Source organism: Antrihabitans stalagmiti (genome assembly GCF_016482825.1).
Classification (GTDB): Bacteria; Actinomycetota; Actinomycetes; order Mycobacteriales; family Mycobacteriaceae; genus Antrihabitans; species Antrihabitans stalagmiti.
The window spans coordinates 201,339-218,586 of sequence record NZ_JAEMNV010000006.1 but is presented as its reverse complement, the minus strand read 5'-3'; the positions used below and the strand labels follow the sequence as shown (position 1 = coordinate 218,586).

The 17,248-nt window shown below is 60.9% G+C and carries 14 protein-coding genes; 9 read left to right on the top strand and 5 right to left on the bottom strand.

Features of this window, described 5'->3' with window-relative positions:
* The first annotated feature begins 4 nt into the window (after nt 1–4).
* The 4 genes from JGU71_RS19395 to JGU71_RS19380 all read left to right on the top strand — a co-directional run bounded on the left by JGU71_RS19395 (nt 5) and on the right by JGU71_RS19380 (nt 2,908).
* Nucleotides 5–388 carry a hypothetical protein gene (locus tag JGU71_RS19395; RefSeq protein WP_199705925.1) on the top strand — a complete coding sequence of 128 codons (384 nt, stop codon included), beginning with the start codon at nt 5–7 and terminating at the stop codon, nt 386–388.
* 117 nt (nt 389–505) lie between these two features.
* Nucleotides 506–1,201 (top strand): GTP pyrophosphokinase, encoded by a 696-nt coding sequence (locus JGU71_RS19390; protein ID WP_199706092.1) that lies wholly within the window; start codon nt 506–508, stop codon nt 1,199–1,201.
* 234 nt (nt 1,202–1,435) lie between these two features.
* The gene (locus JGU71_RS19385) at nt 1,436–1,972 is read left to right on the top strand and encodes a hypothetical protein (protein WP_233529764.1); all 537 of its coding nucleotides are present in this window, start codon (nt 1,436–1,438) and stop codon (nt 1,970–1,972) included.
* A 36-nt stretch (nt 1,973–2,008) separates the two neighbouring features.
* Nucleotides 2,009–2,908 (top strand): ABC transporter substrate-binding protein, encoded by a 900-nt coding sequence (locus JGU71_RS19380; RefSeq protein WP_199705924.1) that lies wholly within the window; start codon nt 2,009–2,011, stop codon nt 2,906–2,908.
* A gap of 58 nt (nt 2,909–2,966) precedes the next feature.
* On the opposite strand, the gene JGU71_RS19375 is transcribed toward JGU71_RS19380, so the two are convergent.
* Complete coding sequence (locus JGU71_RS19375; RefSeq protein ID WP_199705923.1) at nt 2,967–3,500, bottom strand: YceI family protein; 534 nt, start codon at nt 3,498–3,500, stop codon at nt 2,967–2,969.
* Between the two features lie 103 nt (nt 3,501–3,603).
* Here JGU71_RS19375 and JGU71_RS19370 point away from each other — a divergent pair, with 103 nt between their 5' ends.
* Both JGU71_RS19370 and JGU71_RS19365 read left to right on the top strand, forming a co-directional pair.
* Complete coding sequence (locus tag JGU71_RS19370) at nt 3,604–4,446, top strand: helix-turn-helix domain-containing protein (protein ID WP_233529762.1); 843 nt, start codon at nt 3,604–3,606, stop codon at nt 4,444–4,446.
* 142 nt (nt 4,447–4,588) lie between these two features.
* Entirely contained in the window at nt 4,589–5,965 is a 1,377-nt protein-coding gene (locus JGU71_RS19365; RefSeq protein WP_199705921.1) for a family 43 glycosylhydrolase, read from the top strand.
* Nucleotide 5,966: 1 nt separating this feature from the next.
* Here JGU71_RS19365 and JGU71_RS19360 read toward each other — a convergent pair whose 3' ends face one another.
* Genes JGU71_RS19360 through JGU71_RS30425 form a run of 3 tightly spaced genes read right to left on the bottom strand, consistent with a single transcriptional unit; the run spans nt 5,967 to nt 9,460 of the window.
* Nucleotides 5,967–6,758: a DUF1206 domain-containing protein gene (locus tag JGU71_RS19360; RefSeq protein ID WP_372433204.1), complete on the bottom strand. Its 792-nt coding sequence runs from the start codon at nt 6,756–6,758 to the stop codon at nt 5,967–5,969.
* Between the two features lie 35 nt (nt 6,759–6,793).
* Nucleotides 6,794–7,012, bottom strand: a complete 219-nt coding sequence (locus JGU71_RS19355) for an FmdB family zinc ribbon protein (RefSeq protein WP_199705920.1) — start codon at nt 7,010–7,012, stop codon at nt 6,794–6,796.
* Between the two features lie 18 nt (nt 7,013–7,030).
* Nucleotides 7,031–9,460: an SEC-C domain-containing protein gene (locus tag JGU71_RS30425; RefSeq protein WP_199705919.1), complete on the bottom strand. Its 2,430-nt coding sequence runs from the start codon at nt 9,458–9,460 to the stop codon at nt 7,031–7,033.
* Nucleotides 9,461–9,527: 67 nt separating this feature from the next.
* On the opposite strand from JGU71_RS30425, the gene JGU71_RS19345 reads away from it, so the two are divergent.
* Entirely contained in the window at nt 9,528–10,124 is a 597-nt protein-coding gene (locus JGU71_RS19345; RefSeq protein WP_199705918.1) for a DUF7711 family protein, read from the top strand.
* 52 nt (nt 10,125–10,176) lie between these two features.
* On the opposite strand, the gene JGU71_RS19340 is transcribed toward JGU71_RS19345, so the two are convergent.
* A complete protein-coding gene (locus JGU71_RS19340; RefSeq protein WP_199705917.1) occupies nt 10,177–10,596 on the bottom strand; it encodes a hypothetical protein in 420 nt (139 codons plus the stop codon).
* A 1,351-nt stretch (nt 10,597–11,947) separates the two neighbouring features.
* Between JGU71_RS19340 and JGU71_RS19335 the strand changes: the two genes are divergently transcribed.
* Together JGU71_RS19335 and JGU71_RS19330 are read left to right on the top strand one after the other, a co-directional pair.
* Nucleotides 11,948–14,038, top strand: a complete 2,091-nt coding sequence (locus JGU71_RS19335; protein WP_199705916.1) for a site-specific DNA-methyltransferase — start codon at nt 11,948–11,950, stop codon at nt 14,036–14,038.
* The gene (locus tag JGU71_RS19330; RefSeq protein ID WP_199705915.1) at nt 14,035–16,590 is read left to right on the top strand and encodes a DEAD/DEAH box helicase; all 2,556 of its coding nucleotides are present in this window, start codon (nt 14,035–14,037) and stop codon (nt 16,588–16,590) included. Before JGU71_RS19335 ends, JGU71_RS19330 begins: the two co-directional genes overlap by 4 nt.
* Nucleotides 16,591–17,248: the final 658 nt, after the last annotated feature.

Genomic DNA, 17,248 nt, shown 5'->3' with positions numbered 1-17,248 from the left:
TCGCATGACGGAATCTAACGATGCCATGTACGTATGGCAGCACCTTAAACAAGCCGCAAGTGCGGGCGAACTCAGAATCGAAGACAATGTCGCGCAAGAAGTCGCAGCAGCGTGCGACGAACTTATTCGCGGATACCGCAATCTCATGCTGACCGCCCGCGGTGCCTTGAAGGTTTCTGGGCTGGGGGAAATCGAATCCGGCCAGCAACTCGCTGCGAAGTTCAACAATAAGGCTGTCGGCGGCCGTGACGCACTTGTTGATCGACTTCGCGATCACATCGAAATTGTCACCATGATCCAACAAACCGTCACGACGGCGGCTGCGAAGATCCAGGTCGAAGAAGACCTCCTCACCAGCCACTTGTCGTCGGTGGATCCCACCCGCTAAGGCTTCCCTCAGTCCCGTCTCAGGTCCCGCTGGCAGAATGGAAGCCGTCAAAGCGGACAACTGAGGGGGAACGACGGTGTGAGCGAACCATTCGAAGGCGTGACTGCCGAGGATGTGATGCGGTTCCGGGCCGAGTTCACTCGCTTCATGATGTCATACCAGTTCGGGATAGCCGAGCTGATGACCAAGATCAACATCCTCAAGGACGAGTTCACCCACATCCATCACTACAGCCCGATCGAGCACGTCACGTCGCGGCTGAAGTCACCGCAGAGTTTGCTCCAGAAGGCGCAGCGCAAGGACAGCCCGATCACGCTCGACGACATTCGCAAGAACATCGTCGACATCGCCGGCGTCCGCATCACCTGCAGCTTCATCAAGGACACCTACCGGATCGCCGACATGCTGACCAATCAGTCCGATGTCACCGTGACCGAGATCCGCGACTACATCGCGAACCCGAAGCCGAACGGCTACAAGAGCCTGCACATCCTGCTCGAACTGCCAGTGTTCATGAGTGACCGCGTCGAGCAGGTGCCGATCGAGCTGCAGATCCGCACCATCGCGATGGACTTCTGGGCCAGCCTCGAGCACAAGATCTATTACAAGTACGGCGGCGAAGTCCCGGCCGGCCTGACGGACGAGCTCACCGAAGCGGCCGAGGTCGCCAACCGTCTCGACGTCAAAATGGAGCGCTTGCACGAGGAGATCACGCAGGCAAAGGTCGAGTCGCAATTGGATGCGCCTCCGCTGCTGCCGTTGCCGATCGAGCTGCTCGAATCACTCGCTCAGCGCTATCGCGAGACGTCCTAGCCAAACCTGCACATCAGCGTGCGTCGATTCTGGTCAGCGTGCATCCAGCAAGGTGCACACCGACCCGAATCGGCGCACGCTGACGTTTGTCCCCCGATCGGGGGACACGAAGTTCAACCCTCGGTAGGCCTAGTAGGCGGACATACATCCATCTCGTTGCGAGAGATAGTTATTGCACACCGGAAAACACCGGAAGAGAAAGCCCAAAGCGCAACTGAGACAGGAACTTACGCCATGACGAACACCACGGACACCCAGACCACCGGCACCGAGACCACCACCACGACCGACACACAGACCACCACCACAACCCGCCGCCGCTTCACCCGCTTCGCCGCTGTCCCGCTCGCCGGTCTCGCTGCCCTTGGAATCGCCTTCGGCGCAACCGGAATCGCCAGCGCCGGCACGATGCCGAGCACGGGCCCGACGATCGCCATGACGATCCACAACACCACCGGCCAGGACATGATCCTGCAGGGCTCCGACAACCCGTACGGCGAGTGGATCCACGGACCCAACGCAGTCCTCGCTCCCGGAGCCTCCGAGATCGTCACCGCGACGAACAACGATCCGCGCGGCATCGGCGTCGACGTCACCTACTCGCTGCCCGGCGACGCACAGGCCGTCTTCACCGCCAACAACTACAGCAACGACACGAACACCAGCGGAACGCGGATGACCGGCAGGGACGGCCACTTCTACAGCGTCTACTCCACCGTCGACACCGGATTCCCGACCATGAACGCCGGCTACAGCATCGTCATGAACTGACCCTTCCCCCAAACAACCACCACCTAGGAACTGGCCATGACCACCACGATCACCCTCTACACGTCCGAGCCGCCCCACAAGATCGACCGCACCATCGAAGCATTCACAAAGCACAACCCGGGGATCAAGGTCCAGCTATTCCGCGCTCCGACAGGTGAACTCAAGTCCAAGATCGAAGCGGAGGCACTCGCCGGCCAGATAAAAGCCGACGTACTTCTCGCCGCCGACGCCCCCACCTTCGAGCGCTACAAGCAACAGGGACGACTACTGAAGTACCGACCCGCCGATGCTCGACTGCTACACCGCGACCTCGTCGATCCCGACGGCTACTACGTTGCGACGCGGATCATCCCAACGGTCATCTGCTACAACACAAATGCGGGCGTCTTGGCTCCGCGGTCGTGGAAAGCATTGGCAGAGACCAGATTCTTCAACCGCATCGCGATCGCCAGCCCACGGATCTCCGCCGCGTCGGCGCACAACACGACGATCTGGCGCACCACCCCGCGGCTCGGCCGGCCCTGGCTGGAAGCACTGTCCGCCAACCAGCCTCGCGTCGCATACAGCAACTCGTGGGTCGGGGAACTTGTCGGAGCGGGACTGTGCGAGGTCGGCATCGTGACCGACCACGTCGCTCGGGAGCTCGTTGCCAAGGGTGCGCCGATCGGAATCAGCTACCCGTCGGAAGGTTCGCCGTTCGTCACACAGCCGGTCGCCATCATCGCCACCACCCGCGTTGCCGACGCCGCCAAGTTGTTCGTCAACTTCCTGCTCAGCCAAGAAGGCCAGCAGATCGCAGCCGAGCAGCACTACCTACCCGTCCGCCCGGATGTGCAGCCCCTCAAAGGATTCCCCGGCATCAAATTGCTGCCACCGAATCCGCTGCCCAACATGACCATTCGAATCGACAGAAGGGAGCACGCACTCGCAAGTTGATCTGCTTTACCTGCCCGAGCCACCCCCGGACTGCCCTCCGGGGGTGGTTCACTGCGTGCTACTTCGGTTCGACGAGCTCGATCTCGAGCTCGACTTGCACTACGTCGCTGAGCATTCCGGGGATCTGCGGTCCGACGCCGAAGTCACTGCGCTTGAACTTCCCGACCGCGGAGAATCCTGCGTGCCGCGCACCCTCCATAAATTCCTGCACCCCGCCCCATTCGACGTCAAGAGTGAGCGGCTTGGTGACCGAGCCGATGGTGACGTCGCCGGTCACGCTGAACGTCTCGCCGACGAGTACGGGCTCGGTTGCACGGAACGTCATGGTCGGGCGATTGGCGACGTCGAGGAAGTCTGCCTGACGGACATGAGCGTCGCGGTCGGCGTTGCCGGTGTTGAACGAGTCGAGGTAGACGACGGCTTCGATGTCAGCTTTGCCGTCCTCGCCGACGACGAACTTCGTCTCGAAGTTGGTGAAGCTGCCGCGCACTTTGGCGATGCCGAGGTGGCGGACGGTGAAGCCGATCGAGGAGTGGGCTGCGTCGAGCGCCCAGGATCCGGTGGCCAATACGGTGTCTGTGGAAGTTGTCATGCTCCAAGCCTGCAAGCGTTTGGCCAGGTCAACCAGACCGTGGTGATCCTGGCACTGACAGGGCGAGGATAAGGGTTCCCGCGTTGTGTCTGCTCGAGGCACCATGGATGACGTGGCAAAGTCGGAGTTCGGGCAGTTCCTCATATCGCGGCGCGCGCGTTTGACGCCGGCCGATGTCGGGTTGCCGGATTCGGGTCGACGCCGCACTCCCGGCCTGCGACGCGAAGAGGTAGCGGCCATCGCCGGAGTGAGCGTCGACTACCTCGCGCGGCTCGAACAGGGGCGCGACACCAATCCGTCGGCCGCCATACTCATGGCGTTGGGCAAGGCTTTGCAACTCGACGAGGCCGACCGCAACCACTTCGGTTGGCTCGCACTCAAAGCCGATCCGAAGAGCGAATGCTCGGCCAGTCCCCCTGCGCAGGAACAACTGTCGGCACCGATCGCCGCTGTGCTCGACTCGATGAATCCGGTTCCGGCGTTCGTCCTCGGTCGGCAGCTGAACCTCCTCGGCTGGAATCCCGCGTGGGAAGAATTCGCAGAACCGTTGGGGCTCTTCGACTCCGAAGCGCACAACAACATCGCCGTTTTCACGTTCGCCGTCCCTGCCGCACGAAAAGCATGGCGAGACTGGGACAACGAGGCCGACGTATATACGTCGCGTCTTCGTTCGGCCATGACACGTTGGCCGGATTACGACGACGTAGCCCACACCATCGGCAGGCTCAAACAGTTCCCCGAATTTATGAAGCGCTGGGACGCACATGTCGTCGACGCGAAGCCGGCGGGAACGTTGCGCGTCGCACACCCGCACCGAGGCAATGTCGACATCGCCTACGAGACGCTGGAGATGACCGGTCAGAGCTTGGTCGTGTGGCTGACCGAACGCGGGGCAGTTCGGGCGCCGCGATTGCGACTGATCGAAGGTCGGGCGAGTAGCGACTGATTAATCAGGTGACGCGGACAGGACTGCTCGAAGACTCCGAATACATGCGCCGCACCAACTGACGGACCGCTCCCGGTCTCGAATAGACCTCAACACCCAGCTTTTCATTGTCACACCAGTCCCATTACTTTATCTTGACCACATGCGCCCCAGTAGAAGCATGTCGCGACGGTTGCTTCGCAACGGGTTGCTTGCGGCCTTGTCGGTCTCGCTGTTCCCTTTGTTCGCGCTGCCAGCGGCTCAGGCGATCCCCGTCGTCATACCCGCCGGCGCCGACCCGTCCGTGATTCGCGGCGACGACGGATTGTTCTACGCGTTCGTCACCTCTGATGATTGGGGCGACGGCCAAGGCATGCACAACGTCGCGATGTTCACCTCGTTCGACCTCGTCGACTGGATGTTCGCCGGCGATGCGTTCGACAGCCGACCCGGTTGGCATGGCGACAAGGGCACCTGGGCGCCGGACGTCGTCGCAGAAGACAACGGCTACGCGATGTACTACTCCCTCGGCGACGACGTGAATCCGTGCATCGGCAAGGCAAGTGCACCCGAATTGATCGGACCCTGGACCGACCTCGGCCGAGCTGTGTTCTGCGCCAAAGACGTTGGCATCGGCGGGACGATCGACCCGGCCGTGTGGGACGACGGCACCACCAAGACGATGTACGTCGGCAACTTCCGCGGCATTTACGCGATCGAATTGAACTCCGACGGAACAGCTCCCGAGGGCGACCCCGTGCAGGTCGCGGACGACCGCTTCGAAGCGCCCTACATCTACGAGCGCGACGGCTACTACTACCTCTTCGTCTCCGCAGGCAATTGCTGCAACGGTCAACGCAGCGCATATCGCGTCTTGGCTGGTCGGTCCGACTCGTTGACGGGTCCGTTCCTCGACCGAAAAGGCCAGGACCTCAACGAAGGTGGCGGCGCACTCGTCCTCGCAGGCAGCGAACAGTGGGGCGGGCCGGGCCACAACACGGTCGTGCCCGACGACGCCGGCGACGACTGGATGGTCTACCACGCCATCCCGCGCAGCTCGATCACACTGCCCAGCGGCGCACCCAACCGAAAAGGCATGATCGACAAAATCACCTGGGTCGACGGTTGGCCCGAGGTCGGCGACGGGTCACCGACGTCCACCGCCCCCGAGGTTCCGTTGTTCGACCTCCCGGTTCACGTCTCCTACGCAGAGAAGGGCGTCGAGGGCGATATCGCCTCCGGCGGTGACGAATTCGACGTGGTCGTCCGCATCGAAGCACCCGCGGACAAGGCGTACTCCGGCAACGTGTGGCTGCAGGCTTCGATGCCCGACTACTCGATGACCGATCCCCTCACCGAACCCATCGCCGTCGACTTGGAACCCGGCGAAGTGATCGAGGAGACCTTCACCTACACGGTGCCGGGCAACTCGTCGCAGGGCATCTACCGCTTGTTCGCCTGCGCAGGTCCGACGACCGACGAGATCGTCGAATACGCTGCGCACGTTCGGGTTAAGTCAGGCGGCGAGGAGACGGACTAGGTCACATCTTCGCGGACTTCGCCATCACGAACGAGTACAGCCCGTAGATCGCGATACCGAAGCCAGCGACGACTAGCAGAATCGTTCCGAATGCCTGCTCCCGCAACGTCTTCAAGGCGCCGTCCATTCCGGTCGCCTTGCCTGGATCTTCGGTGAACAGCGCCGCTATGAACAGAACGCCAATCCCGATCAGTGCCAACCCTTTTGCGGTGTAGCCGATCGTTCCGAGCGTCTCTTCGACTGTGCCGGGCGATTTCAGGTCCTTCATGAACTTCTTCGAAATGCCTTTGTAGCAGTGGTAGCCGCCGACGCCGATGAACACACCCGCAACAACGACGATCGCCAACTTGCCGATGCCTGATTCCATCGCGCGAGCCGTCAGCCCGGCGTTCTGCTCCGAACTCGATTTGCCCGCACCCTTCGCGAAGGTGAAAGCCGACCACGCGAACGCGAAGTAGAGGACTGCGAGCGAGAACGCCTTGACACGGTCCATCACGCTGACTTCTTTGGACTCGGAGCGCTTCCCCACCGCGCCTTCGACGAGTCGCCAGACCGCCAGCGCGAGGAACGCGACCATCACTACCCACATGACGAGGGTGCCACCGGTCTTCGACGTCAGTTCTCGGAATGCGCCCGACTGATCCGCGCTACCGCCCTTGCCCAACGCGATGCGGATGGCGATGTAGCCGATGAGCAGATGGAGGACGCCGCTGACGATGTGGCCACATCTGGCGAGGCGTTCGAACCATGGGTTCTGAACGATGTCGGATGCTTGGGCGTTCATGGTCGGCATGGCGGGTCCTCCGAAAATCGCGGCGCGTTATGCGCTCAACTGCAGCAGCCTCCGCCGCAGCAACCACCTGACGGCGGCGCCGATTGTGTACCCCGTTGGGCCGATGCCGAACCACCAACGCCGAAGGTCGTCAGCAGCTTGACGGTGTCGTCGTGGCCGACGGGACAGAGTGTGTCGGCCGAGGAGTCCGACATCGATCGACTCACTTCGAACGTGTCGCCGCAGGTCCGGCACCGATAGTCATAGCGAGGCATTGGAGAAGGATAGCCGGGCTAGAGGTTCAGCATGACTCGCAGACGCTCGACACTCATCGTGCCCTGGCCGCGCGGAAAGGAATCCAGCAGTCGGGTGAGGTCGTCGCGGCGGGTCGGGTCGGCGGCCGCTTCGCGCGGGGTCGCTCCGTCGAGGGCTGGAATCGGCTGATCGAGCCACTCCACTTCGTAATCACGGACGAAGTCGTCGAGCACCGGCACCAGGTCTGGATCCAAGGGCTCTGACGGCACGGGCGACTCCAATAGTTCGGCAAGCCTGTCGGCAGCCGATATTCGTTGCTGCTCGATCAGGTCGCCGCACCCTTTGAATGTGCCGACGGTCTTCAGCAATTCGTCGAATCGACGCTCGTTCATCGCGTCCAGAACGAGTTCGCCGTCGACGATTCGGATGGTTCCATGCACGGATTCGCCCACGAGCCAGCGCCAGTGGTCGTCGGTCGAGGGTCCGTAGCGATTGTCGAGTGAACGCCGCAGGGTCGCAGCGTCGTCGATGGCGAAAGACGCTTCGCACGCGACCATCGTCTCGCCGTCCGACGTCACGAGGCTCGGCGGCGCATAGCGCGCGGACAGGAAGTCGACGAGATCTGCGGGGTCGAGGTCGTCGGAATCGAGTAGCTCCAACAGTGCCTCACGTTGGCTGAGCGCGATGGGCTCGATCCCGCCGAATATCTGCTTCACCGATCCGGCGGGAACGACTCTTGCGCAGATGAATTCGCCGACTTTCAGTTGCTTGCTTGCTACGCGCTCAGTGACATCGTTGCGGTCGCCGGTTCTGACGTCGCGGAGGGTGAAGCCCTCCCCCGGCCGCACCGATTCGACCTCGTGCAGCGACCGTTCGATGAGTTGCCACTGCTGGGCCAGGAGTAGTTCGTCCGCCGGTAGGAGTTCTCCGCGCCGTTCGATGAAGTCGTCGAATCCGCCTTCCTCGAAGAGGACCACGTCGACGACCAACCCGTCCGCCAATGCCCGCCCTATCGGATCTGGATGGTCCGGCCAGTACTCGGCACGTTCGTCGGCCAGATCTTGGATGAGCGCGCCCCACGTGTCCGAGTCATCCACGAACGATCCAGCTTTGTTGTAGAGCCATTTCGCGCGATCGTCGAGCGAGGTCTCGACCTTGTTGAGGTGGCACTGCTTGTATTTGCGGCCAGATCCGCACCAGCACGGCGCATTTCGACTCAATCCGGGACGCGCAACCGGCAGGAAGTTCTGCAGCATCGAGTACTGCGATGAGGCAGATCCGTCGCCTAGACGGTTCAGGAAAGAGATCGCACGAGGCGCGTCGCCGCGAACGGATGCGATGTTCGCCAGATCCAGCAGCGCCGGCTCGAAATTCTTGTTCCACGACAACGCGTCTTCGTAATACTTCTCGGCGTCGAGGACTCGACCTTCGCGATCGGCAGCCCTCCCTGCGAACCATCTCGCTGTAGCAGCGACCTTCTTCCCACCCCGACGGATCAGCGCCTCCGATGCCGCGGCGAAATCGCCTGGGACGAAGCCGATTGCGGTTTCGCTAACCTTTCGTGCGATCTCGGCAACATACGAATCATGAAGGGGTGCAAAGACAAGCGGATCGATCGGAACATCTGCCTCGGAGGGCTTGTCGTCGGATCCATAAGCAGTGACGAGACGACCGAAGGCAGATACAGCGCTCGCTTCAGCTGGTTCCATCTCGTAGGTCGATGCGATGAAATCGTCGAAGTGTTGAAGTCTCGCGGTCTTGAAGTCGAAACCGGCTACGGCGATCTTTTCGTTTTCGATCGTGTAGCCGGCGGCGGCGATCAATTCGCTGAGCGGTGCCGTCGGCTCGTCGAACAGCGTCACGTCGTCCGACATCAACTGCCAGATGACATGTTCGATCTGCTCTGATCGATCGTCTCCCAGCAATGTGACGAGGGCGGGACGCAAATCAGGGATCGGCAGCTTCTTCGTGCCGACACGCTCGAAGTACAAGTCGCCGCCGCGGGCAATGACCGCGACAACATCACCGTCGACGAAACGGCCGATGTCGGTCGGACTGATCAGGAGACCTAGATCAAACTGTCGATCGGACTCGGCAAGGCCCCGCTCGTCGAGAATGTCATCGTCGTAGGCCGGAATCACCAGCGACGGTAGCTCCTCGCCATCCGCAAGGTAGATGAGCGGATTCAAATCGCCGTCGACGAAGATAATTCCGGCAGCGATCTCGGCGCTGGTCAGCCGATGTGTGAACACCTTGCCTTCGAGGAAGGAATCGACGGCGATGTTGCGACCGTCGGCAAGCAGTCCAAGTATCGGATGATCGATGTTTTCGGCGAGTTCGAGCATGTCCTCAGCCGAGCCCAGACGCTGGGCGACCATAAGCTTCGCCCAGCCTTCCGAATCCAGCGGACCATGCTCACGCAGGATCAGCATCGCGGTTTCGGCTGTGGGATCTCCGGCATCGGTCACGGTTTTCGATTCTAGGGGCGAGGGCCGACTGGTCCCCCGTCCGCTGAAACTTTGGGAGTATCGGTCCATGCGATACACCCGAGCGATCGAGAAGGTACGCACGCTTGCCGAAGCCTGCACTGCGACGGCGGCAATTCCGGGCGACCACTACTTCCCGTTGAACGAGGTGTACGTATTCGACGAACTGTTGGACGGTCCGGAGTCGCTCGACTGGGTTCAGATCGCACTCGTCGTAGACCTACCTGACACTGAGGTGACGTGGGGTAGGCAGCCCGACGACGCTTACGCGGTGGTCTACCCGTTGCGCCTCGACAAGGGCGGATTCTCGTACTTCTGGCGATCCCACGAACAGCAGGTCGCGAATCACTTCATCCGCGAGCCGGTTCGGATCTGGTCGAAGGAGGACGGTATCGACGACGAGGCTCTGGAGGCTTTGAAGGAGAAGCGGTTTGGCGATATTCCGCGACCCGCGTTCGACAAGGCACTACTCGCCGATGAGTTGGCTGCGACGTTGAAGCATCTCCGCGAGGTGAGCGACGAGTACTGGGACTCCAAGTGGCGGCGGGCGCACTCGGGGAATGGGCGATACCCGGAGAACACTCTGCGGGACGCGGTGTTTGGGTACTTGGATTTGCTCGATGCGGATCAAGAGGCAGGGAGCTAAGTCCTTCTCAGTCGCCGAAAACGGTATCGACGGCGTCCCGAATCTCGGAAAATTAGCATTTGACCGGTTCGTGCCGAAGCAGACTTGCCAGGCTGATCGTCTTCTGCTCGCCGACAGCAGAATTTAACTGAGTCGTCGACATGACGTAGAAGTCCCACTGCTCCAGTTTGAGCGGGTCGGCCGTGGCTTGGTCGATGTGCTTGAACACGCTGAACACATAGACGTCGGCTTGTCGTTTTCGCTCTGCTGCAACCGTATTCGTCTGAGCGTCCCAACCCACGGTCGGCTGAATCCCGAACCGAATGGGAGACAAGCGCTCCTGCCGCCAACTTTGCAGGTACGCAGCAGACTTGACTTCGACTCGGACGCCAGAAGCAGTCAGGAGATCGGCTGCGTCCCACTCCATCCGACCCTGACCTGAGACACAGTCGAGGGCAAGTCCAACGATGTACTCCGCCAAACCTCCGCGCATCGCGTTGCCAAGAAGATCCGAGCAGCTCCATCACCAGAACTGAAGGAGAGTTGCGGGGGGCCGCGCTTACATCGGTGAACCGTTCATTGCCCGACTTCGGTCACTATCGGTGTCCGCCGCGACATCGATTCAGACGTGGCCGTCGCATTGATCTCGGTGATGATCTGACGGCTGATCTCGGGATATTCGAGCAATGTCACGAATGTGCGCGTCGCGAACTCGTTCGCCTTGAAAGCGATCTCCTGTCGGCTGACAACGCCGTCGGCCGAGCAAACGGCATACCGATCGACATATTGAACGATGTCGATCGCGACGTCTATCGGGAGACTACGAAAAGGTGGCTACTCAATTCGGCGCCGTCGGCGTATTGAGGCGAAGCTGTGCGACCGGTAGGTCGGTTGCGCCCTGCTCTCTCGCCGCACTCGATGGTGAGTTCTACGATGCGAATCCGGGCCGCGAGTGCCTCGTCGATTCGGCTCTCGATAAGGTTCTCCCGCTCGCTTGCAGTGTGAGCAACAATCGTGGCGCGCAGCTCTCGATCCGAAAGTTGATGCACGGTGACCCCTCGCAGATGCTGAACAGGAGAACCACGCCCTAGCGTTTGACGGGCAGAGCCGTCGGGATTGCCCTTCCACCTACGCACGAACACCGATCGCGTAGACACCGGCGGATCCGGACGCAGGTGTGAGACCAAAACTGAGCACCCGATGCACGGGTTTCGACGTGCTCCCTGATCTCTTGCGTTACGACCGCGGCCGGCCGGTAGACAACGAAACCCGTGCACCAAGTGTCGAAGGCGAAAACGCAAGTAGGTTCGGATCCGCGCGCTATCAAGAAGTGAGCGGTGATATATGCGCTGCCCAGCAAGAATTGGTCCTGGTCAGAACGTTTAATTCCAACGATTCACTCCGCGACTACTCGTGGCGTGTCATATCGAGCCCTTGTGACATCGGCTCGACGTACTCCAAAGCTTCCTGCTCCGCCGCCCGACACAAGTGACCCGGGTCGCCGGCTTTATTTGGGTGCGGCTGAGATATTTGATGGGTGCTGCGCACCCTCGAGCCGAATCCTGACGGGGACTGGGCGGCGGATGAGGCGGATGCTGAGTCTGCGCGAACTCAGCTCATCGGCCACGCGCTAATGCCTCGCCGAGGCTGCGCTGGTGGGTCGCGGCGGTCGAGGAACAACACAGCGACCGCCTTCAGCTCGCGACCTGACTCCGGCCCCGCATCGTCGATGACATCACGAGGACTGGGGCTGTTGCAGCCCCGACAACAAACCCTCGGGTTGCTCACCATAGGCTTTCCGATTGGTTGCAGTTGAGCCGTACGAACATACAAGGGGGGGCGAGATGCCTGACGAATCTAACGTCCTTGACCAGCTGATTTCGCGGATCGACGACGAGACGCTGCGCGCACGACTCGCCCAGGAGGTTGATCTTTTGCGCGGTTCTCGACGTTTCGGTTTGGTGTTTGACAGGCACATGCCCGAGTCGGTCCGCCTCCCCGATCATCCGATCCGCAAAGGCATTCGCGTGGCACTGCGCGATGAGTCGTCGGCCGAGACGTGGACTGTCGAGCGGTTCGCCGACAGGACTCGCGAAGTGGCCGTTCTAAGTGGCGAGGGGGGCGAGCATCGTACTACTGAGCTGATTGTCGTCCGCGAGTTCGGCGAGCCGATCTATCCAGGGCTGCGCTCAGTGGAGCGTATTGAGAATGGTCCCGCCGACGCGCCGTGGCACGTTGTGATCAACGGCGAGAATTTCCACACCCTGCAGGCACTTCGGTCCACGCACCGCGAGAAGGTCGACCTGATCTACATCGACCCTCCGTACAACACCGGGAACGACGGCTGGATCTACAACGACCGCTATGTCGACCAGAATGACAGGGCGAAATCGTCGAAGTGGTTGTCGTTCATCGAACGGCGGCTGATGATCGCTCGCGACCTGCTGAAGCAAACCGGCGTGATTATCGTGGCCATCGGCGACGATGAGCACCACCGATTGCGGATGCTGCTAGACCAGGTTTTCGGCGACCAGAACTTCATTTCAGACGTGGTCTGGCAAGGCGGTCGCAAGAACGACTCTCGCTTCGTCTCGAACGGTGCCGACTACATGGTGATCTATGCGATAAATAAGGACGCGTGGGCCGTCGAGGGCGTCCCGGTGAAAGACGCGCCTGATGTTCACGCTCTGTGTTCCGATGAAATCGCGAATCGCGGGGCTCGATGGCGAGTCACTAAATCCGGTGTCGAAGAGGTGCTCGCACAGGGACAAAAAGTGTGGCACGAAACCGGCGGCGACGAGCTAGAAGCTACGCAACTGATGCGCAACTGGTTCAGGGAGATACCGAAAGATTCCCCCATCAAGGCGATGTCGCGGAACGTCTACTTTCTACCCGCTGGACAGCTTTGTAGCGACACGGATATCACCTGGCCGGGAGGAGGTGGGCCGACTTACGAGGTTCTTCATCCTGGAACCGGTAAACCAGTACAAGTTCCCGACGGCGGATGGCGCTATTCCACTCCTGCCCGCATGCAGCAAGCGATAGACGAAGGGTGGGTGATCTTCCGACAGGACCACACCAAACCCATCAGGCTGAAGAAACCGCTCGAAGGTGTAACGGGTTCGGTCGCGCTCTCGGTGTTCGAACGTCAGCGCACGCATGGCTCGCGCTCACTATTTGAACCTAAGAAGCAGACGGGAGTATTCCGTGATAAGCGATTCCCTAACCCCAAAGACCCGGAGGTACTCGCCGAGTGGATTGGCCTCTGCACACCGACCGATGCTGTTGTCCTCGACTTTTTTGGGGGGTCAGGGACAACCGCGGAGGTGGTAATGCGACTCAATGAACGGGACGGCGGAGTCCGCCAGTCAATTCTAGTTACCAACAACGAGGTCGGAGCTACGGAGGCGAAAAACCTCCGAAAAAATGGCCTGCACCCTGGCGATCCAGGATGGGAGGCATTCGGGGTGTTCGAGCATGTTTGCCGTCCCCGCATCTCGACGGTGGTCACTGGCAGGCGCTGGGACGGGTCGGTTTACTCCGACGGCCTCTCGACTAACGTCGAGATGTTCGACCTCACGTATCTTGACCCGGGCATGGTGCGCCGCGGACGTGAATACGAGTCAGTCGCGCCGTTGATGTGGCTCGAAGGCGGCGCGCGCGGGGCGCGCATAAAGGAGGTGCCCGACAAGGGCTGGGCGCTAACCGACACATATGGCGTCCTGTTCGACATCGATGTACTGAGTGCATTCTCCGACGCCGTAACCAACGCTGCAACTAATGGAGTCCCACCACTGGTGGTTTTCGTAATCACGGACTCCGATGCTGAGTATCAGCAGACAGCAGAGCGCCTCCCGGTCGGGATTGAGACCGTTCAACTCTACGAGGACTACCTGTCGAACTACACCATCAACATCACCGGTGGTGCTCGGTGAAGTTCAAGCTTGAGTCCTACCAGACCACCGCAGTCGAGTCAGCTTTGACCAACCTCGCGAAGGCACGTGCCGGTTACCTCGAAGACGGTGAGCGCACCGCTGTCGGCCTCACCGCTCCCACTGGGGCGGGCAAGACCGTCGTCGCCACAGCGGTGCTCGAAGGCATTTACAAAGGCACCCCGACACGCAAGCCGAATCCGAATATGACGGTCCTGTGGATCACCGACGACCGCGCGCTGAACGCGCAGACGATCAACAAGATCACCCAGGCGTCGGGCGGCGCGATCGATATCAACCGCATCCGCTATATCGGAGAGATCGACCAGCGCACCCTCGAACCCGGGGTGATCTACTTCGTCCATATTCAGGCGATGCAGAAGAACTCGACCCTGCATGCGGTCAGGCCCGACGGCAGTCACAACGACAAGCGGACCCACGGCGCATGGGACATGATTGCCAACACCGTGCGTGAGCGTGGCGAGGACTTTCTGGTGGTCTGGGACGAGGCGCACCGCGGCTCCGGCACGAAGAACACCGACCGCAAGTCGATCGCCGGGACTATCGTTGGTGGCGGCACAACCAACCTCGGCACGATGCAGCCGCCGGCGCCAGTGGTCCTCGGAATCTCGGCGACTCCCGATCGGTTCAAAGCCGCCATGCAAGCAGCTGATCGCACCATGCGTCCCGTCGAGGTGAAAGCCGGTGATGTCCGTGAGTCTGGTCTGCTCAAGGATCGCATCCTGTTGCGCAGTATCGGCGAGTCGCAGTCGGCCGACAATACGATGCTCGCCCTCGCTGTTGAGGATCTAAAGTCCGCAGACGAGGCATGGCGTGCTCACCACGAGACCACCGGCGACAGACTCGTCGAGCCACTGCTTGTCATTCAAGTCGAGCAAGGCATGGCGCCTGCGAAGGAGGAAGCCCGACTCGCAGAAATCCTCTCTGTGATTGAGTCGACCTGGCCGGCGTTGTCCGGCTACGCAGTCGCTCACGCCTTCGGAGATCCCCACGGGCCGAAGAAGGTGGGAGACAGAACTATTCGCTACCTGCCGCCGGAGGCAATCTCTGGTGACGACCAGGCCCGGGCCGTGTTGTTTAAATCCGCATTGACCACCGGCTGGGACTGCCCACGCGCCGAGGTAATGATTTCCTTCCAAAATAAGGACAGCTTTACTGAGATCGCGCAGCTGATCGGCCGGCTCGTCCGCACCCCGCTTGCTAAACGTGCCGAGACCGGCGACGACCGCCTCAACGAGGTGGCTGCGTACCTGCCGGGGTTCCGCCCGGAGCACGTAGCCCGGGTCGTAAACGCGCTGACCGAGGACGAGACCGTCGAGGTCAACATCGTCGTGGCACCGGTGGTGTGCGAAAAGTCGTCAGAGGTGCCCGCAGATCTTTTTGAACTGCTCGACACCGTCCCGTCGTATACGCGCCAGAAGAACTCGTTCAGCTCGCGCACTGCCCAGTTGATGCGACTGGCCGCCGCACTCACCGAGCATGGCCTCGTCGAGCATGGGTCAGCCAAGGCCAAACAGTGGATCGTCGATCAGATGCGCGCCGCAGATGGACAGCGCAGCAATGAGATCGACACGAAGGTAGGCGATATCATGTCGCTAACGATCAGCACGACAATGGTTGCCTACGGCGAAACGATCATGCAGAGCGTTGGCAAGTCTGACACCACTACCAACGAGCGCGACTTGGAAGGCTACTTCCAGAAAGCAAAGCGCCTCCTGCCGGATGGTTCGGCGAACTGGTACTTCAAAGAACTGTGCGATGCGGGAGAAGAAGAAGTCGACGCCTCGGCGCGTCTGGCGGCAATGGCCGAACTCGGCTTCAAAACCGTTATCGAGGAACAGGCCGCCGTCCTGATCGGCAAGTGGCGCGAAGACCACCGCGCGAAAGTGTCGATGCGCCCGCGCCACGTCCGGGACCAGATCGAACCTATGTGGCACCTAAGCGAATCACCGATGCTGCCCACGACGGTTGAGATTCGCGACGTGTATCCGGCTGCGACAGAGAAGATCCGGGACAAGACAACCGAACCGATACCCACGCGTTCCTCGCACCTGTATGTCATTCCTACCGGTAAACCCAACGCAGGCGAGTTTCCCGTGGACACGTCTCGTTCGTCGTGGGAAGCGCAGGTCCTCGACGTCGAGCTGGCCGCCGAGACGCTCGTTGGCTGGTACCGGAACCCTTCGTCAGGTCGGCACGCGCTAGCTGTGCCTTACATGTTCGGCGACAAGCATCAGCTGATGCACCCCGACTTCCTGTTCTGGCACGACGACGGCGACGGCGAGTACGTCATGGACATCGTCGACCCCCACCGGTTCGACCTCGCCGACACGTCGGCGAAGTGGTCAGCGCTGTCGCGTTACGCCCAGGACCACCCCGACCGGATCCGCCGCTGTCTCGCGATCGCCAAGGTAAGCGATTCTCTCCGGGCGCTCGACCTTGCAACTCCTGGAATCGACCAGGAAATCGCCGAAGCGACTAACCAGAATCTGATCGAGGCGATTTTCCTCGCCCAGGGAATGGCCTACCCGTAGCCCCCGACCGAGCACAACCTGAAACTTTATGCGATATCCGGGAGTGTTCGTCATCGAACGTACTTTTACATTTGCGCAACTATTAATTGCGGAGGGTAGACATCGCCATCGAAGCGGCGGTCCGAGATCTTGCAGCACCACGATCCACGTGCGGGGGCGTACTCGACCACGAGGCGACCACGGTGTTCGTAACCAGCGGCGCCTTCGCGGACCGCCCATGGGGCAATCAGCGGCGATCTGCTCGGCCGCAGCCTCCGGTGTAGAGGTGTTGTCAGATCACTAGGACCTCGCCGTAGTTACGAACATCGCCTAAGTCAACTCCTCGAAGCATACGAAGTTGCCTATTTCAGTATGAAGGAACTGTGCGCTATAACGAGCTACAACGAACCGCGATCGTCAGGGTTCCATGGGCCAGCATCGGTCGCGAGAAGGCGCCTGCTCGTCGCCGGAGTCTGCAAAAAGGGCGAACCGCAGAGGTGTTTCATTTCCGGGCCACGCGCGCTGGTGGTGAGTAGGAGAAGCGGAAAACGACGCAACACGAAGAGGCGGGTACGCTGTCTCGTGATGTCGTCCGCTTTATCGTGGTCTAGAAACATACGCACCTGAGACATTCGTGCAGAGCTCCGGGATCCGCCAACTAACCGGCCTTCAAAGGAAG